Here is a 21,215-nt window from a genome sequence, read left to right on the forward strand (position 1 = left end):
TCCGCCATGTCTTGCGACGAACGACGCTTGGAGTATCTCCGTTCGATGGGAATTCAAGTGTGGGTTTCCAGGCAGGGGGAGCGACCAGCGCCGACCGAAGACCCGGGCCGCGCCGACCCTGCGCCGGATGACGTACCCGCTAGCGCGGGCCGGGCACAAACGGCGGCGTCCGTCGGCACACCTTCGAATTGTGTTCTGAGCTGGGAGGATCTGGAAGCCCGGGTGGCGGGATGTACCACCTGCGCATTGCACCAGGGCCGTACCCAGACCGTTTTCGGGGTCGGCAATCGCGAAGCCGGATGGATGGTCATCGGCGAAGCACCGGGAGAACAGGAAGACCTGCAGGGCGAACCGTTCGTGGGCCGGGCGGGCCAATTGCTCAACGAAATGATACGGGCGGTCGGTCTTAGACGGGAAGCCGTTTACATCGCCAACGTGGTCAAATGCCGTCCGCCCAGGAACCGCGATCCGGCCACCGAGGAAGCCGCGGCCTGCGAGGAATACCTGAAGGGACAGGTCGCATTGCTGAAACCCAAGATCATTCTAGCCGTGGGACGCGTCGCTGCCCAGAACTTATTAAAGACTACGACGCCCATAGGTAAACTACGGGGCCAGGTGCATTATTACGACCGGATTCCGCTGGTTGTGACTTACCATCCCGCTTACCTGCTGCGCTCGCAAACGGAAAAGCGTAGGGCCTGGGAAGATCTCAAACTCGCCATGCGGGCTTTTCGACAACAAAATACATAAGCATGTCCGTCATGTTCGATTTGTTCGACTTGTTCGAGCGCATCAAAAGATTCATCAGTTATGATGCCGAAACCCAGTTTTATTACCGACATTTTCCCAGCCTCGTGAAGAATGCCGAGCTGATCATTCGTCCGATGCGGCGATCCGATTTGAAAATAGTGGCCGCCATTGAGCAAAGTGCATACGAATTTCCCTGGGAACCCGCCACATTCCGGGATTGTTACACGGTAGGCTACTGCTGCTGGGTGGGGGAAAAAGCCGGCCAGGTCGTGAGTTACGGGATTGCGTCGGTCGGCGCCGGCGAGTCGCACGTGCTCAATCTCTGCGTATCGCCGCAGAACCAGGGGAGGGGCTATGGGCGACTGATGCTTGAAAAGCTCATGGAGGTTGCGAGACAACACAAAGCGGAAACGATTTTTCTCGAAGTGCGTCCCTCCAATAAACCCGCCATCAAACTTTACCACCAACTCGGATTCAACGAGATTGGCAGCCGCAAGGGCTATTATCCGGCACACAATGGCCGCGAAGATGCCTTGGTCATGGCGCGCATGCTGTAGGGGGCATCTTTGTCCGCCGCGCGCGAGCGGCCTCTATTGCCGCCGGCCGACAGTTTCGAAGCGGCCGAACTTCAGCAGTATCGTCGGCAGCAGCAGCAGATTCAGGATCGTGGAGGACACCAGCCCGCCGATAATGATTGCGGCCATGGGGCCCATGATCTCACGTCCCGGATTGTCGCTGTCGACGGCGATGGGCAGCATCGCCAGCGCGGTAACCAAGGCCGTCATCAGAATCGAAGGCAGCCGTTCCTGCGCTCCGCGAATCGCCGTTTCCAAATTCCACGGGCAATTTTCGATTTCGACGAGATGTCGGTAGTGGGAGATCAGCATGATCGAATTACGTACCGTGATTCCAAATAATGTGACGAAACCCACCATGGATCCGATCGAAAGCGTGGCGCCTGCCAGAACGGCCGCTGCCACGCCTCCGGCCAGCGAAAAAGGCAGATTGATCAAGGCCAGGAACATGTGGCGCACGCTGTCGACGGCCAGAAAGACCAGCAATAAAACGCCGGTGCCCGCCAACAGCGCGTGGATCGTCAGTTCCCAGCGCGCCTTGCCTTGTTCCACGGCGGCACCGGTAAACTCCGGATAAATTTCCGGCGGAAAGTCGATGACGTCGAACGTTCGCCGGCGCAGTTCTTCCATGAACGTGCCCGCAGCCCTTCCGGTCACGTTCGCGGTGATGGTCTGCACACGCTGTCCACCTTGGTGAAGAATGTTGTAACGTCCCCCAACCTGCCGGATGTCCGCGATTCGGCCCAATTCCACGACCAGGCCGTCCGCGGTCCGGAGCGGCAGGTGCGCTATCGCCTCCGGTCGGCGACGGAGATCCGGCGGCAGAATCACCGCCACCTCGTAAGCTCGATTGTCCAAATAGTAAGTGCCCGCCACCCGGCCTTGTAATGCCGTTTGCAGAACATCGGCCACTTCCAGGGGACGCAAGCCGTAACCGGCCAACTCGTCGAGTTTCAGCCTGATTTGCAGCTGGGGCGTGCTCGGAGGCGAGCGTAGCTGCACGTCGATCGCGCCGGGAATGGTTCGGATCAGACCGGCGACCTCCCGCGCCTTCCGATCGAGCAGATCGAGATCGGTCCCGTAGAGATTGATCACCACTGGTGCGGTGTAGCCGGAGATGGTTTCGTCGATCCGTTCGGTCAAAAAAGTGTTCGCTTCGAACAGGATTCCCGGAAAATCTCCGAGGACTCGTCTGAGACGCTCCAGAACGGCCTGTTGGTCTTCGCCGGACAACGGCTTGAGCCGAACTTCGTATTCGCTGTAATGGCTGCCGTAAGTATCCGCTCCGCGCTCGGCCCGGCCGGCCCACTGCGAGACCGATTCGACTTCCGGCATTGCCAGAAATTGCCGGGTTAGCAGTCCGCCGATTCTGAGCGATTCGTTCAGCGAGGTGCCGGGCAGGCTGCTTGTGTGGACGATGTAGTGGCCTTCCCGAAGTTGTGGCAGGAACTCCCCGCCTAGGGTCGTCAAGGCTAGAAAGCCGCTTCCGCAGACGGCAGCGCTGATCCACGCGGCAGCTTTCGGCCGCTGTGCGACGGACCTCAGCAAGGCGGCGTACCGAGGCTGGAGCAGTCGAATCAGCGGCGGCGCTCGATCGGTCTTGCCGGTTTTGAGCAGCATGTAGCAGAGTGCGGGCGTCACCGTCAGCGCTACCAGCAGGGACATGAGAATCGCCAGGATATAGGCGTAACCGATCGGGGCAAACAAGCGGCCGGCAATGCCGCCTAGGGTCAGGAGCGGAACGAATGCCAGGGCGACGATGAAACTGGCATAAACCACCGAGCTGCGCACCTCCATGGAGGCCTGGTAGACGATTTGGAAAACCGGGCGTGGATTCGGACCGAGCCGGTTTTCACGGAGGCGGCGAAAAATATTCTCGGTGTCGATAATGGCATCGTCCACCACCTCGCCGAGTGCAATCGCCAGCCCACCGAGGATCATGATGTTGAGATTGACGCCCAGATTCAGCAAAGCGACCACCGCCGCAACCAGGGAAAGCGGAATGGCAATGGCGGAGATGAACGCGGTCCGGAAATCGAACAGAAAGACGTAGAGCACCAGCACGACCAGGAGCCCGCCGGCCAGCAGGTGAGCGGCAAGATTGCTTAAGGATCGTTCGATGTAATCCGCCGGCCGGAATAGATGGGGATGGAAATCGATCGCCTGTTTCGAGAACAGCTGCTCGAATTCTCCCAGAACGGTTCCGACGTTTCGTGAAACGCGCAGGGTATTGGCACCGTACTGAGCGATCACCATCATGACGACGGCGGGCTTTCCGCCGACGGCCGCGGCGCCTATGGGCGGCCTGGGCGCCGTGGCCACGGTCGCCACATCCGCCAGGGTTATATTTGCGCCGTTCCTGCGCATCAGCACGACTTGTTTCAAGGCGTCCTCGGCCGCCGGCAGCCCGGCGATATTCAAAACGATCCGCTGGTTATGGTTTTCCACGAAACCGGCCCCGGGCATACCCGTCGCCTGTCGGGCCGCCAGCACGACGTCACCGGCTGCCAGGCCGTAGCGGCGCAGCTTGTCCGGATCGATTTGAATCTGCAATTGGCGGATTTCGCCGCCGAATACGTTCACGTCCGCAACCCCCGGTACGGCCAGTATTCGCGGCACGATGGTCCAGTCCACCAGATCGCGGAGCTCCATGAGGCTGTGGGAAGGCGAGCTGAGTCCGATGGTCAGAACCGTCGCGGAAGACGATGAAAGCGGTACCATCACCGGAGGACCGGCGCCGGGGGGCAGTTTGCCGGCCAGCAGGCTCAGCCGCTCGCCGACCAATTGCCGATTTCGGTAGATATCGGTGCCTTCCTCGAAAACCACTGTCGCCACCGACAGTCCCTGGATCGATTCCGAGCGGATGCTGTCCAGGCCGATCAGCCCCGCGAGCTGCTTTTCGACGTGTGATGTTACGAGGGTTTCCGTCTGTTCGGCTGTGAGGCCCGGTGCTTCCGTCTGGATAACGATGCGGGGGGCGGAAAACTCGGGAAAGATGTCCAGGCTCGCCTGTCCGAGACGGAGAACGCCGTATACCAGTAGCAGGAGGGCGAGCGCAATGACCACTCCGCGCCGGTGCACGGCGAAGCGAACGATGGCCGACAGCATCAGTCGTCGTCCTCTCCCTCGTCCTCGCTCGGGATGTCTCCCCGGAATTCCTCCGAGAGTAATAGCTGGCCGCCGGTAACGACAATCCGGTCGCCGGCGGCAAAGCCCCGGTCGACGAACCAGAGATCGCTTTGTTCGCGGTACGCGGCAATTTCCGTGCGTATAAACGTGCGTTCGTCGGATTGGCGGTAAACCCAAGGCTTCCCGGTATGCCAAACGATAGCCGACGGCGGAATGGCAACGCCGCGGATAGGTTCTTCGGAAGCCGGCAGCCAGGCATTCACCCGCATTCCGGCGCGCAGTCTAACGCTGGGCGCATGAAAGAAGTAAGTTTCGCCCTGTACGAGATCGTCGGTTCCCGGGGCCGGAGAAATGAGTTCGGCCCGGCGTGCCGAACTCCGGTCGTTTTCACGAGCGACGAAGAGCGAATGCACATCGGGTGGCAAGGATAGCCCGCTCGGCAAGGCGATCAGAACCAATACCCGGTTCCGGCTCAAGAAGTCCTGAAACAGGTGAGATGCGCCGTCGAAGGCGATGCCGGTCAGGGCACCGCCCCAGGCCTGCCGAGCCTCGTGCCGGATTTCCCCCATCTGCCGCCGCGCGGCCTCTAGCCTGGCACGGTCGGCCTGATATTGCGCCTCGGCCTGCGCCAGGTCACGACTGGCGACGATGCCTTCGCGGTGCAGGGTCGCGAGCCGGTCACGATTCTTTTGCGCCAGTTCGACCGCGGCAATCGCGATTTCGACCTCGGTGCCGGCCGCTCGATAACGGACGTGCAACGCCAGCAAGGGCTGAATATCGACCACCTTTCCGTAAGCCGCGATCTCCGGCTGAAACGTCGAAGCAGCCAATACTTCGATGCTCAGACCACCGATTTTTTGCTGCTCCTTGCTGAGACGGACCGTCGCGGCATTCGGGAACTCGGCTTCATGCTTTCGGATTGGCTTCGGTTCGGCGGAAGAGGTTTCCTTGTCCGCAGCGCCGTCAGCGGCGAATCCAGGAACGACGGAGACCGTAAAAGTCAGAAATGCCAGGACGGCCGGACACCAGTTGGGTCTCATTGAAAACGTCGTGACTGCGCGGGTTCAAGAAAAGTTAGTACGTGTTCGGAGCCGCGAGACTATAACCCAGTCAATTCGTTAAATACAAACGATCGGGGCAAATCTACGAAGCAACCGTTCCAAGCGGGCGATTTCCACCGAAAACGATTTGACATCGTATCGACCGAAAACCACAATGGAGGGCGAGAGCTTTCCCGTCATGGCCGGGAAGGTTCCTCCCAGCGATGCGTTTGGCATTGCTAACCCGGAGTTCAAGCAATTCCACAATTTCATAATAAAGAGGAAAAGCCAAATGAATCTCAAGAATCTTCTTTCTGCTCTGATATTGGCCGGCTTTGCGGGCGCCGCGTCCGCCGAAGAGGATCCGGCCGTCGCACGCACGGTCGAACAGGTCAAAATGCTCGATGCCTTGTATAAGACCGCCATCGTTCTGATCACCGAGCATTATGTGGAAAATCCTTCTTCCATCTCTGCAGCCACCGCGTCGAAGCTCTTGTTCGCGGAAATGAAAAAGAATGGGTTTCATGACATCCGCCTGTTAGGGTTGACGGATCAACTGACCAACCCCGAGGAAAATACGCCCACCGGCGATTTCGAAAAAACAGCCGCGGAAAGACTCCTGGGCGGCGACGAACATTACAAGCGCGTCATCAAGGAAGGCGACAAGCGCTATCTCTATATTGCTACCGGGGTTCCGGTGGTGATGGAAAAGTGCGTGATGTGCCACGCCAACTTCAAGGATAAGACTGGTCCTATCGGCGCGCTGGCGTACAAGGTCGCGGTCATCGAATAATTTTTCATAGGCGAGGAAACACGGCCTCGGGCCGCGTTTCCTTTCCGGCGCTTCGCTACCTCGATCCTCTTCATGCATCGGCTTCGGTGAACTGTTGCGGTGCTTCTTCCGGATCATTTATCCTGGAGCGAACTGCCAGGGAGTCCGTGTATGTTCGATCCAGCGCAATACGGTTCTGTTTTTCAGGCTTTGTTGGCCGAAGAACGTTTGAACGCTCTCGGTCCGGGCACGCCTAACCGCAAGGTTTATTCCGCGCTTCAGGCACTTTCGCCTGAGCAAGCGTTTCTTCCCCATTCGATTAGGGACGCCGGCATGGCGCAATGCAGTTTGGCCGGTTTATGGCTGTATCACGACTATCTCGAAGAAAGCCATCACATCAGTCAATCCGTCTCGACCTCCACCGGCAGCTATTGGCACGGGATCATGCACCGCCGTGAGCCGGATAGCTGGAACAGCAAATACTGGTTCAATAGGGTCGGGCAGCATCCGGTTTTTCCCGGGTTGTGCGAGGCTGCAAACAGGATTGCGGAACAGGAGTCATCCTTGCCGGAGACGCAATTCCTGCGGGAACAGAGGCAATGGGATCCGCATCGGTTCATCGATCTTTGCGAAGCCGGCCGGACGGGAAAAAGCGAGGCAGAACGCCTGTGCCGAATGATTCAGCTGCGGGAATGGCAGTTGTTGTTCGATTATTGCTACAGGCAGGCGGTTGGGGCGTGATCACCCCGGCCGGCCAGAGCGCCTTGCTCTGCCAAGTACATTCCATGAAGTTGTGCGGAACGCGCGTGCAAGACGTAGGCCGGCAATCCTTTGCCGACGAACCCATCGGCCGGCTTCGAACACTCCCGCGCATAGCCGACGAGTCCGCCAGCTCATGTCGGCGATCCGTTGCCAACAAACCTGCTTTCACGCTACCCGCAGCACTTTGGCTCCACGAATCCGGTGCATTTTGAGGTCGAGCAGCGCACAATTAGCGTCCTCGAGCGCGTATTCTTCGATTTCGGGGCGAATCGGGATCTCCGCAGCCAGGGCGAGAAAGTCTCCGACGTCACTGCGCGCGACATTGGCCACGCTCTTGATTTCCTTTTCCATCCAGAGATGACTCGGATAGTCCAGGCGCAGCAGGTAATCCTTGTCGGATGCCTCCTTGCGGATGGCATTGATGACCAGCCGTCCGCCCGGGGCGAGATGCCTCAGGGACGCGACCACGGGTTCCCAGGCGGGTGTGGTATCGATGATGGCATCCAATTTCGCCGGAGGCTCATCGTCCGTATCGCCGGCCCAGATTGCTCCTAATTCCAGGGCAAAGGCCCGTTCCTCGGGGTTTCTGGCGAAGACGAAAACCCGCGATCCGGGAAAACGGTGGCGCACCATCATTAAAACCAGGTGGGCCGATGCGCCGAAGCCGGTGAGCCCCAGGTTTTCCCCATTTTCGAGCCGAGTCAGCTTGAGAGAGCGATAGCCGATCGCTCCCGCGCACAGCAAGGGCGCCGCCTCGAGGTCGGAGAACGGTTCGGGAATCGAAAACACGAACCCTGCCGGCGCGGTCATGAATTCGGCATAGCCGCCATGAGCGTCGCGCCCGGTCGCCTCGAACCGTTCGCACAGATTCTCGTTCCCCGACCGGCAATGGCCGCAGACGCCGCAGGCCGAGTGAATCCAGGCGACGCCGACTCGATCGCCGACGGAAAAGCCCGAAACCGAATCGCCGAGTTCATCTACCCGTCCTACGACCTGATGTCCCAGGATTACCGGAAGCTTCGCCGGCGGCATACGGCCTTCGATCTCGTCGAGTTCGGTATGGCAGACACCGCAAGCGATGACCTTGATCAGCAACTCGCCCGACTGCGGAACCGGTTTAGACCATTCCGCCGGGACTAGCGGCGCCGGGTTGTCGCTCAGTTTTGCCACACGCTCCAAAATCATCGCTTTCATGAATCCCTCCTCGGAGAAACGCCGGCAGGCCTCATCGACGCGGGTCGAATTCGTTGAGGTAAGTCGTGATGCCGTACCCGATGGGCCAGGTCACGGTCTCGATGGCGGCCCCGAAAGGCAGCACGAGGCCAGCTATCGCACGTTCGCTGATACTCGGCTCGATATGCATGTCGAAATCCTTGCCGAGCACTTCCTGATCGTTCGTCAGAAGAGCGTACTGCAGACGCGTATCGTGAAACGCCATGGGCCGATCGGTTCCGGTCAGGCTCAGCGAATTACAGCCGGCGGCGGTCATCGCCATCGTCGAAACAAGCAGCACTCGAATGGGAAGAGCATTCATTCAGCCTCCGGTCTCTTGTGGAGATTGTTGACATCCTCCGCAGCCTCAAGGCCGAGGATTCCTGGTTGTCGCCTTCCAGGTTCCTGTTTCATCGCCCGATGCTCCTTTGGGATTGGCCCTCCGGAGTCTTACTCAAGCTCCGCAGGCTTATGGTTCCGCGTGCCCCGCGGTACTTTTTCGTGCAATCTGAGCGCATCTGCCCCGGCGAGTATCGCCAATCCGGCGCTCAGGATATTCTTGGCTGCGTTCGCGTCCCGACAATGCTCGGCTCCGCACTCCGGACAAGTCCAGGAGCGCACGTCCAGCGTGAGCGATTCGAGGATATGACCGCAGGTCGAACAGCGTTTGCTCGACGGATAAAACTTGTCGATCTGAACAAAGGTCCGCCCGTACCCGTTGGCTTTATATTCCAACTGACGGGTAATCTCGCTCCAGCCAACATCCGATACGGCCTTGGCGAGACAAGGGTTCTTGACCCTGTTTTTGACTTGCAAACTCTTCGCAGCCAGCACTTGGTTCTCGCTCACCAGACGGGATGTGAGTTTGTGCGTCCAGTCCTTGCGACTGTCCGTGATCTTGACGTGAATCCGGGCCACTTTTGAGCGCGGGCCAGTTTTCGTTCTGCTTTGCGCAACTGGGTAGGATTGGGGATTTTCTCTCCATTGCTCAGTATGGTGGCATCCTTCAGCCCAAAGTCGACCCCGACCATCTTGTTGATGACCGGCAGGACCTTGGCTTCTTCCTCGACCAGAATCGAGATGAAATACCGCCCCGCCGCATCTTTGCGGACCGTGACGGAGGAAGGTCTGCCCGAGAATTCCCGGCTCCATCGGATATTCAAAGGTGCGTCCATCTTGGCGAGATAAACCTTGCCATCCTTCCAACGGAACCCGGAAGTCGTATAGCGGGCCGATTGCTGGCCGTGCTTCGTCTTGAAGGATGGATATTTCGCTCGGCCCTGGAAGAAATTCTTGAACGCTGTGTCGAGATTCCGAAGGGATTGCTGCAAGACGACGTTCGAAACGTCTTGAAGCCAGTTTGTTTCCGATTGCTGCTTCAAGTCCGTGAGTAACTTGGCGGTCTCGTTGTAGCCGATCCGCTTGCCGTTTTGATAGAAACCGTCCGTCCGCACTCGCAGAAAATGGTTGTACACAAACCGAGCGCACCCGAACGTCTCCGACAGGATGGTATCCTGTTTCGCAGTTGGGTAAAAGCGGTAGCGGTAGGCTCGCTGCACGGTATTCATGATGTGCCAATTTTCACACTTCAAAAACTCCAGCTTCAAGAATTTAGTCGTTTCTTCCGGGCCTTTCGTCGGCATTGAACCGACCCAAGGCCGCGCTATCCTCCCCCACCTGCCTGCCGGCAGGCGTGAACGGCCGGGGTCTGTCGCGCGTTCCGATCAAAAAATAGTCACGCGCCGGAGTGAACCGGGCCTGTTCAGGCGCGATGGGTGCTCTCGCCGCGAGCAATGCCGCCGGCGATGATGTGAGCGGAACGCAAGGGCTCCGGAAGCCGCTCGTGAGCGGCATGTGTTCGGATCAGATCGGTTCTGTTCACATTTCATGGGGTCCGGATGCGGCGGGCATGCGAATTCAATCCGCGACCTGCTCGCCGACGGCTGTGGATCACCGGGTATGGTCTCCATACGCAAAAGCGGAGGGATTGAATCCGGTTCAGTTCGGCGCTCAAGCCAGATCGGTTTCGTTGACGACCAGGTTGCGCCCGCTGTCTTTCGCTTTATGCAGGCAGCGTTCCGCCCGCTGCAGCAGATCGGACAGGGTGTCGCTGGGATGCATCTCGGCGACGCCGGCGCTGATCTTGACCGGAATGGTTTTGCCGTTGTACCGCAGCGGAATCCGGTCGAGCACGTTGCGCAGACGGTCTACCGCGAAGGTGGCGCCGGCCGCGTTGCCGCCCGGGAAAACGGCGACGAATTCCTCATCGCCGATGCGGGCGAAAATGTCCTTCGACCTGAATAGTCCGCGGGCAGCGGTGACCACGTGTATCAGCGCCTGGTCGCCGGCGTCGCGGCCATGCTCATCATTGATCCCGGCGAGCCGGTCGATATTGATCAAGCCTATCGACATCTGGTCTTTACGGCGGCGGCTCCGGGTGAATTCGCGCGTCAGGACGACATCGATACCGCGCCGGTTCAGTACGCCTGTCAGCGGGTCGTTTTGCGTCAAGCCGGGGTTTTCTTTCAAGTCCTCCCGCATGCGTTGAAGTAGCTGCTGGGCTTCCCTCAAATCCGCCTGGGAATCGGCAACCCTCTGCCGGAGCAGGGACAGGGTCTTCATGATCTGGCTCCGGGTCTGTTCCGCGGAAAATGCATTCGGAGCGGCGTTCTGCTCGTTGAGCAGGATCTGGAAATGCCCGTCGAAAGTTCCCAACTCGACCGCAAGACCGAAGGTCGTGTCGGTAAGAATTTGCAAGATCGCTTCGACGGCAGCGGTCACCTCGACTCCGGGGGTAGGTTCCCGGGCCAATGGTTCGAGTTTTCGCCCGCTCAGTTCGCCGGCGATCAGATAGTAGTGTTCGGCATAAAGGTCCGGGGTTGGCGGCAAACCGGATTCGGTCAGGCGGCGCAAAGTTTGTCGTGCTACCGCCACGGGCTGTGGGGAGAGGAAATCGACGGTCATTTTCGGCACTTTGTCGGGAGGTGCGTGGAAACTATAGAAAAAAGTAGACCAATTTCCTTGGTTTAGTAAGTCTTGCTTGACAGGCATCCGACATAAAACCGGTTGACTGCGGGCCGAAGACTCGGACGATTAAGCGGCCGTCACCGCGGGCTTTTCCGGGTAACGGCGGCTCACGAAACCGAATATGATCGCCGTGGCGAGCATCAGCAAGGAAAAAAACCAGAAATAATCGGCTCCCGCCAGCTTCGATGTGCCGTCCGGGTTCTGAATGAAAAAATTGACCGCGCTGGTGAACAGATTTCCGGCGGCTACGGAGACCATGAAGAAGGACATCACAAACGACTTCATCTTCGGCGGTGCCTGGGTGTAGGAGAACTCCAGACAGGTTATCGACACCATGACCTCGGAAGAAGTCAGAACAACATAATTGAGCAGTTGCCAGCCTATGGACATCGAAACGCCGGCATCCAGGGCGCGCTGAATCCAGGCCGCAAACGCAAACGAAGAAGCCGCGAGCACCATTCCCGCGCCGATTTTTCCCAGCGCCGTGATACGCATGCGGCGTTCCAGCCGGGGATAAATGCCGTAGTAGAAAAGGGGTGTCAGAATCATGATGAGCAAAGGATTGGCCGCCTGGATCTGCGAGGGCAGAATCCGGTACTCAAGAAAGGTCTGATCCATTTTTTGGGCCTGTAGCACCCAGGACGAGCCGGTCTGATCGAACAGCGCCCAGAACACCGCCACGAATGCATAGATGACGGCGAGCCTGCCCAAGGTTCGCAAACCCTCTCGGCTCAGGGCTTCACGCAAGAAAGCGGCGCCCCCGGCCGGAATATGCGCGAAGCGGTAGCGGCCAGCCCAGAAAATGGCGGTGGCGGCCAACATCAGGATGCCGGGAACGCCGAAGGCCAGCGAGGGTCCGTAGTTTTCCAGCAGCCAGGGCGTCACCAGCATGGACACGAATGCGCCCGAGTTGAGGGCGAAATAGAACCAGCCATAGACCCGGCTGAGCAAATGGCGATTGGTTTGCGCGAACTGGTCGCCAACATGTGCCGAGACGCAGGGTTTGATGCCGCCCGCGCCCAGCGCGATCAGGCTCTGTCCGAGCAGCAGGCCGGTACGGGTGTCGTCCAGCGCGAGGGCCAGGTGTCCCAGGCAATAAACCAGCGACAACAGGATGATGGTCCGGTATTTCCCAAGCCATCCGTCGGCGAGCAGTGCACCCAGGATCGGGGTGAAATAAGCCGCTGAAACGAATAAGTGGAAATAGCCCTTGGCTTCCTCTTCGCTCATGGGGTCGGGATAGCCGGCGGAGCTCATGAGGTATTGGCTCATGAACACCACCAATACCGCCCGCATGCCGTAATAGCTGAATCGCTCGGCCGCTTCGTTGCCGATGATGTAAGGAATGCCGGGCGGAAGCCCTGCGATGGGAAGGGGGTTGCTGCGGTACTGGGTCATGCCTGCCATTCCATTTCTACATTGTTTTCCGATACTGCCTAAGCGGGGGAGGTGGAGCGGCACGCCCCTAAAGTGTGATGGAGCTCCGCCGATCTCGGCATTTTTTGATCCAAATCAAGAAACATTGCGTTTCCTTTAGTTACCGTATGTCCGCACGCCGATTCCGGCGTAGGTATAAAAACGATCATTCGCACATAACGATTCTGAGGAAGCTGTAATGGAAAAAGAGAAAGACTATTTCTGGTTCTATATTGGCGGCGTCATCATTGCCGTTGCGATTACCCTGGTGATGGTCAAAGGAAGCGAACACGAGAAATACGCAACCTCCGCAAAGGCGATCGCCGAGGATTCCGCCAACTCCTCATACCGGTAAAGCCCGGAACGAGCTGCCTTCACCGGATTTGATGCTATCGCCGAAGTCTCTGGCAGCCGAAATGCAACGCGGGACGGAAGAAAAACTTTGTTCGTCCCGCGCTGCTCGTCTCGGGGGCATCAAAATGGGATTAGCAGGTAACAGCCCGAAATTCTTCCAAAAGCAGCCGTCGGACGCTCAGGACAAACTTTTCATCGCCACTTCGTAGACATCCTTCGAAACTTTCTCGAGTCCGGCAATCCGCTGAAGTTGCCGGCGCATCAATTGTTGCCGATCCTCGTCGTAGCGCCGCCATGGCGTCAAAGCGGTCAGCATGCGTGCGGCCACCTGCGGATTCAAGGAATTCAATGCAATGATCTGGTCGGCGAGAAACTCGTAGCCCGCGCCGTCGCGAGCGTGGAAATTGACGGCGTTGTTCTGGGTAAATGCGCCGATCAGACAACAAACACGGTTCGGAATCTTCAAGTCGAAAGCGGGATGCGCAAGCAGCTCTTTGACCCTGTCCAGCGTCCCCGGCAAATGGCAGGTAGCCTGCAGGGTAAACCATTTGTCGATCACCAGGTCCTCTGCTCGCCAGCGCTCATAGAACTCCGTCAGGCAGGCGGCCTTTTCCGGATGGTGGCCGTTGACGATGACCGCCAGCGAAGAAATTTGATCGGTCATCGTCCGCGCACTGCGGAACTGGCGAACACTGAGCCGATACGCCTCTTCGCTCTCCAGCATGCCCAAGTATGCCAGGCAGGCATTTTTCAAGCGGCGCCGGCCTACGGCTTCGGCGTCGAAACGCCCCGCCTCGTCGACATGATGAGTCTCGTAGAGGCGGCGGAATTCGGCTTCCAAAGTGCGAGCCAGCGCCAGTTTGGCCGTCTGCCGGGCACGGTGAACGGCATCCGGATCGATGACCTTCATGGCAGCACTGATATATTCCTCCGAGGGCAAGGTCAGGAGCAGGGCGAGATAGGACAGATCGGGCCAGTTGCCGGAAAGTACCCGCCGATAAGCTTCGGTGAGAGGGCCGTCTGCGGCCGCCGGCGTTTCTCCCTCGGCGTACTGGTCAACCAGATCGAGGATGACCTGGCTGGCGAGTTGTTGTCCCGCGTCCCAACGGTTGAAGGGGTCTGGATCATGGGAGAAGAGGAAGGCGAGTTCCTCGACGCTGCGGTCCAGGTGCAGCCGGACCGGGGCCGAGAATCCGCGCAGGGCGGAAACCACCGGTTTCTCCGCCAGACCGACGAAGCGGAAGTGCTGCTCGGACGCTTTAACATCCAATACCCGGGTTTTCTGGGCAAACGGCTCGGTTTCGCCATCGAGCCGCAGGGGCAATTCGGTCCCGTCCGGTGCCAATAAGCCTATCGCCAAGGGAATGTGAAACGGGGCCTTGACCGGCTGTCCCGGTGTCGCCGGACAGCTTTGTCGAACGGTGAGATTCAGCGCACGGTTCGTCGCATCGTAATCCGCGCTGATGCGGACTTCGGGCGTTCCGGCCTGACCGTACCAGAGCCGGAATTGCGCCAGATCGACGCCGCTGGCGTCCTCCATGCACTTGACGAAATCGTCGCAAGTCACGGCTTGGCCGTCATGTCGCTCGAAATAAAGATCCGTTCCTTTGCGGAAGCCTTCCTTGCCGATCAGGGTCTGAATCATGCGGACCACTTCCGCGCCTTTCTCGTAAACGGTCAAGGTGTAGAAGTTGTTGATCTCGATATAGGATTCCGGCCTTACCGGGTGGGCGAGGGGGCCCGCGTCCTCCGCGAATTGCCTGGTGCGCAGCATGTTGACTTCGTCGATGCGCTTGACGGCGCGGGAGGTCCGGTCGGCGCTAAACTCCTGGTCGCGGAATACGGTTAGGCCCTCCTTCAAACTGAGCTGGAACCAATCCCGGCAGGTAATGCGGTTGCCGGTCCAGTTATGGAAGTACTCGTGGCCGATGACGCCCTCGATGTGTTCGTAGTCGGCATCCGTCGCCGTGTCGGGCCGGGCCAGTACGTACTTGGTGTTGAAAACGTTGAGGCCCTTGTTTTCCATGGCGCCCATGTTGAAGTGGCCCACTGCCACGATCATGTAAAGATCCAGGTCGTATTCCCGCCCGAAGTTCTCCTCGTCCCAGCGCATCGCGTTCTTGAGGGATTGCATGGCGTGATCGCATTTGTCGAGGTCGTGCTTTTCGACGAAGATCTGCAAGGTCACTTCCCGGCCGGAACACGTCACATAGCGGTCTTCGAGACATTCCAGCCGTCCCGCCACGAGTGCGAACAAATAGGAAGGCTTTTTGAACGGATCCTCCCATTTCACCCAATGGCGGCCGTTCTTGAGCTCGCCGGTAGCGATCCGGTTGCCGTTGGACAATAGCACCGGATAACGCGATTTGTCGGCGACGATGGTCGTCGTGTATTTGGCCATCACGTCCGGGCGGTCGGCGAAATAAGTGATTTTCCTGAACCCTTGGGCTTCGCATTGAGTACAGAGCATGTCCTTGGAGAGATACAGCCCTTCCAGGGCAGTGTTTGCCTTGGGATTGATGCGGGTGACGATTTCCAACTCGAAGGGGCGGTCGGGTACGCCGGGCAGAACCAGGGATTCGTCGCCGAGCCGGTAGTCCGCGGCGTTCAGATTGCGGCCGTTGAGCCGGATCGATTCGAGCACGAGCTGTTCGCCGTCGAGTTCGAGCTCTCGATGCTCGCCCGGCGATTCCGGGTTGCGCCGTATCCGAAGCTTGGACGTGACGCGGGTATTCTCCTCGTCCAGTTCGAAAAAAAGATCGACCGTTTCGATGAGATAGTCGGGTGGCGTGTAGTCTTTCAGGTATACGGTATTGGGGGTGTGTTCGCGCATTGTGGTATGAGCCTTCTGTCGGTGATGTCGGAATGATAAGGCTTAGACCGGGGAAACGGGAGAGCTGTCGACGTCCGATTCGTTCTCCGATTCCGCTCGATGGCAGAATGCGGGGCAAAGCGGTTAACATGAGCGGATGACACGTTTGATTTACCAGGTTTCGGCCGTTACGGTAGCGCTGCTGCTTTCCGGTTGCGGACAGGATGAAGCGAATTCCCGCGTTGTCGGCATTCTGGAATGGGATCGCGTGGAGCTGATCGCGGAAGCATCCGAGCCCATCGTTGAACTTCCGGCGCAGGAAGGCGATTGGGTGGAACCGGGGCAGATTCTGGTACGGCTCGACCCGGCCAGGCGACAGGCTTGGCTGAACGATGCGGCAGCGAACCGGGATCGGGCTCTGGCCCGGCTGCAGGAGCTGGAAAGAGGTCCCCGGATCGAGCGGATCCGGGAGGCCCGGGCGCGCTTCCAAGGCGCAGAACAGGTTTATGAAGTGCGCCGGCGCGAATTCGAGCGGGTGGAAGAGTTGCTGCCGCGCAAACTCATCAGCCCGGACGAAGTGGACAGAGCGAGGAGGGAGGCAAAGGCGGCGCTCGCCGAACGCGATTCGGCTTTGGCCGTACTCCAGGAGCTCGAAGCCGGTACCCGTGTGGAAGAAGTGGAGCAGGCGCGCCAGGCCTTGGCCTCGGCTGAAGCGGCCGTGGCAGTCGCCGCAACCAATCTGCAACGCCTCACCGTGAGAGCTCCGGTGGCCGGGCGTCTCGACAGCCTGCCACTCAAGCTCGGAAATCAGCCTCAGGCCGGAGCGGTGCTGGCGGTCCTGCTCTCGGGCTCCGCGCCCTATGCGCGGGTCTACATTCCCGAACCGATCCGGGTTCATGTCATGCCGGGAGACGCGGCTCGGGTTTGGATGGACGGGGTCGCAGAGCCCTATGAGGGAACTGTCCGGATGGTGAGTTCGGATCCGGTGTTTACACCGTTCTTTGCCCTGACCGAGCGCGACCGGCGGCGCCTCAGCTATGTCGCCAAGATTTATCTGAGCGAGACGGTTCGAAACGTGCCGGCCGGCCTTCCGGTCGAGGCGGAGCTCTCGGGCCTTAGCCGCTTCGAGCGGCCATGACCGGCAGCCTTGCCGTCGCGGCACACGGTCTGACCCGGCGCTTCGGCGCGGTTACCGCCGTCGACCATGTGAATTTCGCCATTTCCCGCGCTATGATCTACGGATTTCTCGGTCCCAACGGCTCCGGAAAATCCACCACGATCCGCATGCTGTGCGGCTTGCTGACGCCGTCGGAAGGGGAGGCGGAAGTCCTCGGCCATCGGATTCCGGGCGAAGCGGAGGCGATCAAGCGAAAAATCGGTTACATGACCCAGCGTTTCTCGCTATACGAGGATCTCAGCGTTCTCGAAAACCTGGAATTCATGGCCGACATCTACGGCCTGCCGCGCAAAACCGCCCGGCAGCGCATCGACCAGCTACTTGAAAAATACAATCTCGCCGACCGCAGGCGGCAGTGGGCCGGGACGCTCAGTGGCGGTCAGAAGCAACGCCTGGCCCTGGCTGCGGTAACGGTTCACGGTCCGGAGCTGCTGTTTCTGGACGAACCGACCAGCGCGGTCGATCCTCAAAGCCGGCGCGATTTCTGGGAAACCCTGTTCGAGCTCTGCGAGAAAGGGACGACCATACTCGTGTCCACCCACTACATGGATGAAGCGGAGCGCTGTCACGGCCTCGCCATTCTCGACCGGGGACGGGTGGTCGCGGACGGCGCGCCGCAGGAATTGGAAAGGCGCATCGACGCCACGGTCGTCGAGGTGGAAACCGGGGATTCGAGGAGCGCGCGCAGGGTGCTGAGCGAGCTGCCCGGCGTGCTCAGCGTGACTCAGCTCGGCATGCGCCTCAGGGTGCTGCTCGACCGCTCGGTTTCCGATCCGCTGGCGGAGATCCGTGCCGGACTCGCCGAGCGGGGGCTGAGCTTCGATGCCCGGCTGACCCATGCAAATCTCGAAGACGTCTTCGTCGCCGCCACCCAGAGCCGGTATCTCAAGGCGCAGGCGTGAAAGGCCTGCAGCGTCTTTTTGCCATTTTGCGGAAAGCGGTCCGACAGCTGCGGCGCGATCGCTTGACCTTCGGCATGATCGTCGGCATCCCGCTGTTGCAGATCACCCTGTTCGGTTTCGCCATCAATACCGATGTACGGGATTTGAGCGCCGGGATAGCCGATCAGGCGAATACGCAGTTTTCGCGCATTCTGGGCAGCGACGCGCAAGCGTCCCAAGTGGTCAGGATCACGCGCCGGGTGGAAACCGCGGAGCAATTGGAAATCCTGCTTCGACGCGGGGAAATCTCGGTCGGGATATTCATTCCGGCGGATTTCGAGCAGCGTTTGACGCGGCGCGATCGACCGGCGGCTCAACTCATGATCGACGGCTCCGACCCTCTGATTCTGGCCGCCGCCCGCCAGCTCACCGGAATGAGCCTGCGCTACGACACCGCGCCTCAAGCGGGCGCCGACGCTGCCTTGTTCGAGATTCGCAACTATTACAACCCGGAGAGGCGCTCGGCCGTCAATATCGTGCCCGGATTGATGGGCGTGATTCTGACGATGACCATGGTGCTGTTCACCGCCGTGGCCATCGTGCGCGAGCGCGAGCGGGGCAATCTCGAATTGCTCATCAATACGCCGGTGCGGAACCTGGAACTGATGGTGGGAAAGATCGTTCCCTATATCGTTATCGGTCTCATCCAGGTGAGCCTGATTCTGCTGCTCGGCGTTTTCCTGTTCCAGGTGCCGATCCAGGGCCGAATCATCGATGTCTACCTGGCTGCGCTGGTGTTCATCGCCGCCAATCTCACCATGGGGCTGGTGATCTCGACGCTGGCCAAGACCCAGTTCCAGGCCATGGAGACGACGTTTTTCTTTTTCCTGCCGTCCATTCTTATTTCCGGTTTCATGTTTCCCTTCGACGGGATGCCCAGGGCGGCACAATATATCGCCGAGTTCCTTCCGTTGACCCATTTCGTGCGCCTGATCCGGGGTGTCATGCTGCGCGGCGCGGAACTGTCGGAGCTTCTGTCCGAAATTTGGGCACTTCTGGCATTCATGTTCATCACCCTGGGCCTCGCGATACTGCGGTTCAAGAAACGGCTGGATTGATCGTGCAACACCGGCTCCGAAGAACCAATGTGGTTCGCTGTTTGCAGGATATTTCGAGACCGGAACGTGTCTTATCGGAAACCCGTTCGAGTATTTCCGCTGCCTGGAGTCGTAACATAGACATTGTCAGCGGACGGCATGGCCCATATCCGATTGATGAGTGTTACTTCAGAATTCAGGGAACTGGCGTCCCTTTCGGTCGCTCGAACTCTCGCGGTGGCCGCGAACCGGTGTGTCTAAGATTCGAAGTCGGATATCGGATATGAGACTTTTTGACTGCTCCGGGTACGGCCGGAGGGAGAAAAACTCCGGCCATGCGGAGGAAATACGGGCGTCGCAGACGAGATTGCTGTATCAACAGCTTCCGGCAGCCCTGATCGCCACGGCGGCCAACAGCGCGATCCTGGTGTTGATTCTTTGGCCAGAGATTCCTCAGCGGCTGACGTTCGGGTGGTTTCTATCCGTCCTGGTTCTGGTATCGGGTCGTTACGGTCTACTCCGTGCCTATCGCCGAACCGATCCTCCGAGTGCCGATTGGCCCCGGTGGGCGTGGCTTTTCTTGCTCGGTGTCGGCGCCAACGGATTTCTCTGGGGCTTCGCCGGATATTTCCTGTTCGCCGAGCACAGCTACGTCCATCAGATATTTCTCGGCTTCGTGCTCGGCGGAATGGTCGCCGGCGGCATGTCGACCCTCTCTTCCTACCGCCACGCCTTCCTGGTTTTTCTGCTGCCGGCTCTACTTCCGTACACGGTGCAGGTCGTCCGCCACGGCGGCGACGTGCATCTCGCGATGGGTGCCATGTTGTTGCTGTTCGTGACGATGATGTGGATGATTTCCGAGCGCCTTTACGCGACCGTCTCGGAGTCCCTGCAGCTTCGCTTCGACAAACTCGATCTTCTGGACGATCTCAGGTCGGCGAGGGATCGTCAGGTGGCGATCAATCGTGAGTTGTCGGCTCAGATTGCCGAAAAGCAGAGGGCCCAGCGTGATCTGCAGGAGTCTTGCGAAAGGCTGGAACAACGGGTCAGGGAACGCACCGAAGAGCTTGCCCGATCGGAGACGGCATTGCGGGATGCCAACCGCCGAAAAGACGAGTTTCTGGCCATGCTGGGACACGAACTCAGGAATCCGCTCGCGCCTATCCGCAACGCCGTGCACGTCATGCGAAAACTCGAGCCGGAAGAGCGGAGGCTCGGCTGGGCGCGCGACATCATTGATCGGCAGGTCGATCACTTGTCGCGTCTCGTCGATGATCTGCTCGATGTGTCCCGCATCGTGCAGGGAAAGATCAGCCTGCACCCGACCACTCTGGATCTCGCGACGGTCATTGATCAGGCCGTCGAGGCCAGTCGTCCGCTGATCGAGGCACGGAATCACGACCTCCTCATTACCCTGCCCGGCCATCATGTACAGGTTCGGGGCGATCGGGTGCGATTGGCGCAAGTGGTTTCCAATCTACTGAATAATGCCGCGAAATATACCGATGTGGGCGGAAAAATCTGGCTCGCGGTGGAAGCGTCGGATCGTCGCGTGAGCATCCGCGTCCGGGATAACGGGGTAGGCATCGCCGAAGAACTTTTGCCGCACGTCTTCGACCTGTTCAACCAGGCGGAGCAAAGCCTGGGAAGCGCCCAGGGCGGACTGGGCATCGGGCTTACCTTGGTCAAGCGGCTGGTCGAAATGCACGGCGGAAACGTCGAAGTTCATAGCGAGGGCCCCGGTCAGGGTTCCGAGTTCTCGATACACCTGCCGAGATTCCTGGACCCTGCCGGCGAAATCGATGCCGTCCGTTCGAATACGGGTTAAGGCCGAATCGGCCGAAATTCCCGCCCGAACGGAAACAGTGACAAGGGGATGAGCTTGATGTGCTGCAAGGCAAACGGAATGCCGATGATCGTGATGACCAGCAAGCCCGCGCCGAGAAGATGAGCCAGCGCGATTTCCCAACCGAAAAGCACCAGCCAGATGACGTTGAAGATGATCCGCAGCGGGGTGTTGGCCTGGTCGAGTTCCACCACTGCCTTGCCGAAGGGCGTGAATACGGCAAACCCGAGTTTGATCGACTGAAGACCGAACGGTATGCCGATCACGGTCAGGCATAAGCCGATGCCGCCCACGATATACCCCAAGCCGGCGATCAGCCCGCCGAAGATCAGCCAAATGATATTGCCCAGTAAGCTCATGATAAC

At 59.3% G+C, this 21,215-nt stretch carries 17 protein-coding genes and 1 pseudogene; 9 read left to right on the plus strand and 9 right to left on the minus strand.

Annotation, left to right across the window (positions count from 1 at the left end):
* Positions 1 to 6 precede the first annotated feature (6 nt).
* Together sS8_RS03285 and rimI are read left to right on the plus strand one after the other, a co-directional pair.
* A complete protein-coding gene (locus tag sS8_RS03285) occupies positions 7 to 750 on the plus strand; it encodes a uracil-DNA glycosylase (RefSeq protein WP_119628406.1) in 744 nt (247 codons plus the stop codon).
* A gap of 2 nt (positions 751 to 752) precedes the next feature.
* Positions 753 to 1,307 (plus strand): ribosomal protein S18-alanine N-acetyltransferase, encoded by a 555-nt coding sequence (gene rimI / locus sS8_RS03290; protein ID WP_232020498.1) that lies wholly within the window; start codon positions 753 to 755, stop codon positions 1,305 to 1,307.
* Between the two features lie 33 nt (positions 1,308 to 1,340).
* Here the strand turns inward: rimI and sS8_RS03295 are convergent, their stop codons facing one another.
* Together sS8_RS03295 and sS8_RS03300 are read right to left on the minus strand one after the other, a co-directional pair.
* On the minus strand, positions 1,341 to 4,433 hold the full coding sequence (locus tag sS8_RS03295; protein WP_119628407.1) for an efflux RND transporter permease subunit: 3,093 nt from the start codon (positions 4,431 to 4,433) through the stop codon (positions 1,341 to 1,343).
* Entirely contained in the window at positions 4,433 to 5,494 is a 1,062-nt protein-coding gene (locus sS8_RS03300; protein WP_232020499.1) for an efflux RND transporter periplasmic adaptor subunit, read from the minus strand. The genes sS8_RS03295 and sS8_RS03300 overlap by 1 nt, the downstream gene beginning before the upstream one ends.
* 292 nt (positions 5,495 to 5,786) lie before the next feature.
* Here sS8_RS03300 and sS8_RS03305 point away from each other — a divergent pair, with 292 nt between their 5' ends.
* Together sS8_RS03305 and sS8_RS03310 are read left to right on the plus strand one after the other, a co-directional pair.
* A complete protein-coding gene (locus tag sS8_RS03305) occupies positions 5,787 to 6,287 on the plus strand; it encodes a c-type heme family protein (protein ID WP_170160928.1) in 501 nt (166 codons plus the stop codon).
* A 150-nt stretch (positions 6,288 to 6,437) separates the two neighbouring features.
* Positions 6,438 to 7,007, plus strand: coding sequence for a hypothetical protein (locus sS8_RS03310; protein WP_119628409.1), 570 nt, complete (start codon positions 6,438 to 6,440; stop codon positions 7,005 to 7,007).
* A gap of 186 nt (positions 7,008 to 7,193) precedes the next feature.
* On the opposite strand, the gene sS8_RS03315 is transcribed toward sS8_RS03310, so the two are convergent.
* The 5 genes and pseudogenes from sS8_RS03315 to sS8_RS03340 all read right to left on the minus strand — a co-directional run bounded on the left by sS8_RS03315 (position 7,194) and on the right by sS8_RS03340 (position 12,665).
* Complete coding sequence (locus sS8_RS03315) at positions 7,194 to 8,222, minus strand: zinc-dependent alcohol dehydrogenase family protein (RefSeq protein ID WP_119628410.1); 1,029 nt, start codon at positions 8,220 to 8,222, stop codon at positions 7,194 to 7,196.
* 31 nt (positions 8,223 to 8,253) lie between these two features.
* On the minus strand, positions 8,254 to 8,562 hold the full coding sequence (locus sS8_RS03320) for a hypothetical protein (protein ID WP_119628411.1): 309 nt from the start codon (positions 8,560 to 8,562) through the stop codon (positions 8,254 to 8,256).
* Positions 8,563 to 8,690: 128 nt separating this feature from the next.
* Positions 8,691 to 9,818, minus strand: a pseudogene (locus sS8_RS28925) (RNA-guided endonuclease TnpB family protein); the annotation flags it as partial.
* Positions 9,819 to 10,250: 432 nt separating this feature from the next.
* Positions 10,251 to 11,204, minus strand: coding sequence for a GGDEF domain-containing protein (locus sS8_RS03335; RefSeq protein ID WP_170160929.1), 954 nt, complete (start codon positions 11,202 to 11,204; stop codon positions 10,251 to 10,253).
* 129 nt (positions 11,205 to 11,333) lie between these two features.
* Positions 11,334 to 12,665, minus strand: coding sequence for a POT family MFS transporter (locus sS8_RS03340; protein ID WP_119632598.1), 1,332 nt, complete (start codon positions 12,663 to 12,665; stop codon positions 11,334 to 11,336).
* A 217-nt stretch (positions 12,666 to 12,882) separates the two neighbouring features.
* On the opposite strand from sS8_RS03340, the gene sS8_RS27905 reads away from it, so the two are divergent.
* On the plus strand, positions 12,883 to 13,038 hold the full coding sequence (locus sS8_RS27905; RefSeq protein ID WP_170160930.1) for a hypothetical protein: 156 nt from the start codon (positions 12,883 to 12,885) through the stop codon (positions 13,036 to 13,038).
* Positions 13,039 to 13,215: 177 nt separating this feature from the next.
* Here the strand turns inward: sS8_RS27905 and pepN are convergent, their stop codons facing one another.
* Positions 13,216 to 15,870 carry an aminopeptidase N gene (pepN, locus tag sS8_RS03345; RefSeq protein ID WP_119628413.1) on the minus strand — a complete coding sequence of 885 codons (2,655 nt, stop codon included), beginning with the start codon at positions 15,868 to 15,870 and terminating at the stop codon, positions 13,216 to 13,218.
* 136 nt (positions 15,871 to 16,006) lie between these two features.
* Here pepN and sS8_RS03350 point away from each other — a divergent pair, with 136 nt between their 5' ends.
* From sS8_RS03350 to sS8_RS03365, 4 genes are all read left to right on the plus strand, one after another.
* Complete coding sequence (locus tag sS8_RS03350; RefSeq protein ID WP_119628414.1) at positions 16,007 to 16,987, plus strand: HlyD family secretion protein; 981 nt, start codon at positions 16,007 to 16,009, stop codon at positions 16,985 to 16,987.
* Positions 16,984 to 17,928, plus strand: a complete 945-nt coding sequence (locus tag sS8_RS03355) for an ABC transporter ATP-binding protein (protein ID WP_119628415.1) — start codon at positions 16,984 to 16,986, stop codon at positions 17,926 to 17,928. Before sS8_RS03350 ends, sS8_RS03355 begins: the two co-directional genes overlap by 4 nt.
* Positions 17,925 to 19,025, plus strand: a complete 1,101-nt coding sequence (locus tag sS8_RS03360; RefSeq protein ID WP_119628416.1) for an ABC transporter permease — start codon at positions 17,925 to 17,927, stop codon at positions 19,023 to 19,025. The genes sS8_RS03355 and sS8_RS03360 overlap by 4 nt, the downstream gene beginning before the upstream one ends.
* A 262-nt stretch (positions 19,026 to 19,287) precedes the next feature.
* Positions 19,288 to 20,832, plus strand: a complete 1,545-nt coding sequence (locus sS8_RS03365) for a sensor histidine kinase (RefSeq protein ID WP_119628417.1) — start codon at positions 19,288 to 19,290, stop codon at positions 20,830 to 20,832.
* Here the strand turns inward: sS8_RS03365 and sS8_RS03370 are convergent.
* Entirely contained in the window at positions 20,829 to 21,209 is a 381-nt protein-coding gene (locus sS8_RS03370; RefSeq protein ID WP_119628418.1) for a YccF domain-containing protein, read from the minus strand. The two genes, sS8_RS03365 and sS8_RS03370, sit on opposite strands and share 4 nt — an antisense overlap.
* Positions 21,210 to 21,215 lie beyond the last annotated feature (6 nt).

Origin of the sequence: Methylocaldum marinum, assembly GCF_003584645.1 — a bacterium.
Lineage (GTDB): Bacteria > Pseudomonadota > Gammaproteobacteria > Methylococcales > Methylococcaceae > Methylocaldum > Methylocaldum marinum.

What these genes read in the sequence shown, in the direction of transcription:
- sS8_RS03285 (WP_119628406.1), top strand. Translation starts at nt 7, where the DNA reads ATGTCTTGCGACGAACGACGCTTGGAGTATCTCCGTTCGATGGGAATT.
- rimI (WP_232020498.1), top strand. Translation starts at nt 753, where the DNA reads ATGTCCGTCATGTTCGATTTGTTCGACTTGTTCGAGCGCATCAAAAGA.
- sS8_RS03295 (WP_119628407.1), bottom strand. Translation starts at nt 4,433, where the DNA reads ATGCTGTCGGCCATCGTTCGCTTCGCCGTGCACCGGCGCGGAGTGGTC.
- sS8_RS03300 (WP_232020499.1), bottom strand. Translation starts at nt 5,494, where the DNA reads ATGAGACCCAACTGGTGTCCGGCCGTCCTGGCATTTCTGACTTTTACG.
- sS8_RS03305 (WP_170160928.1), top strand. Translation starts at nt 5,787, where the DNA reads ATGAATCTCAAGAATCTTCTTTCTGCTCTGATATTGGCCGGCTTTGCG.
- sS8_RS03310 (WP_119628409.1), top strand. Translation starts at nt 6,438, where the DNA reads ATGTTCGATCCAGCGCAATACGGTTCTGTTTTTCAGGCTTTGTTGGCC.
- sS8_RS03315 (WP_119628410.1), bottom strand. Translation starts at nt 8,222, where the DNA reads ATGAAAGCGATGATTTTGGAGCGTGTGGCAAAACTGAGCGACAACCCG.
- sS8_RS03320 (WP_119628411.1), bottom strand. Translation starts at nt 8,562, where the DNA reads ATGAATGCTCTTCCCATTCGAGTGCTGCTTGTTTCGACGATGGCGATG.
- sS8_RS03335 (WP_170160929.1), bottom strand. Translation starts at nt 11,204, where the DNA reads ATGACCGTCGATTTCCTCTCCCCACAGCCCGTGGCGGTAGCACGACAA.
- sS8_RS03340 (WP_119632598.1), bottom strand. Translation starts at nt 12,665, where the DNA reads ATGACCCAGTACCGCAGCAACCCCCTTCCCATCGCAGGGCTTCCGCCC.
- sS8_RS27905 (WP_170160930.1), top strand. Translation starts at nt 12,883, where the DNA reads ATGGAAAAAGAGAAAGACTATTTCTGGTTCTATATTGGCGGCGTCATC.
- pepN (WP_119628413.1), bottom strand. Translation starts at nt 15,870, where the DNA reads ATGCGCGAACACACCCCCAATACCGTATACCTGAAAGACTACACGCCA.
- sS8_RS03350 (WP_119628414.1), top strand. Translation starts at nt 16,007, where the DNA reads ATGACACGTTTGATTTACCAGGTTTCGGCCGTTACGGTAGCGCTGCTG.
- sS8_RS03355 (WP_119628415.1), top strand. Translation starts at nt 16,984, where the DNA reads ATGACCGGCAGCCTTGCCGTCGCGGCACACGGTCTGACCCGGCGCTTC.
- sS8_RS03365 (WP_119628417.1), top strand. Translation starts at nt 19,288, where the DNA reads ATGAGACTTTTTGACTGCTCCGGGTACGGCCGGAGGGAGAAAAACTCC.
- sS8_RS03370 (WP_119628418.1), bottom strand. Translation starts at nt 21,209, where the DNA reads ATGAGCTTACTGGGCAATATCATTTGGCTGATCTTCGGCGGGCTGATC.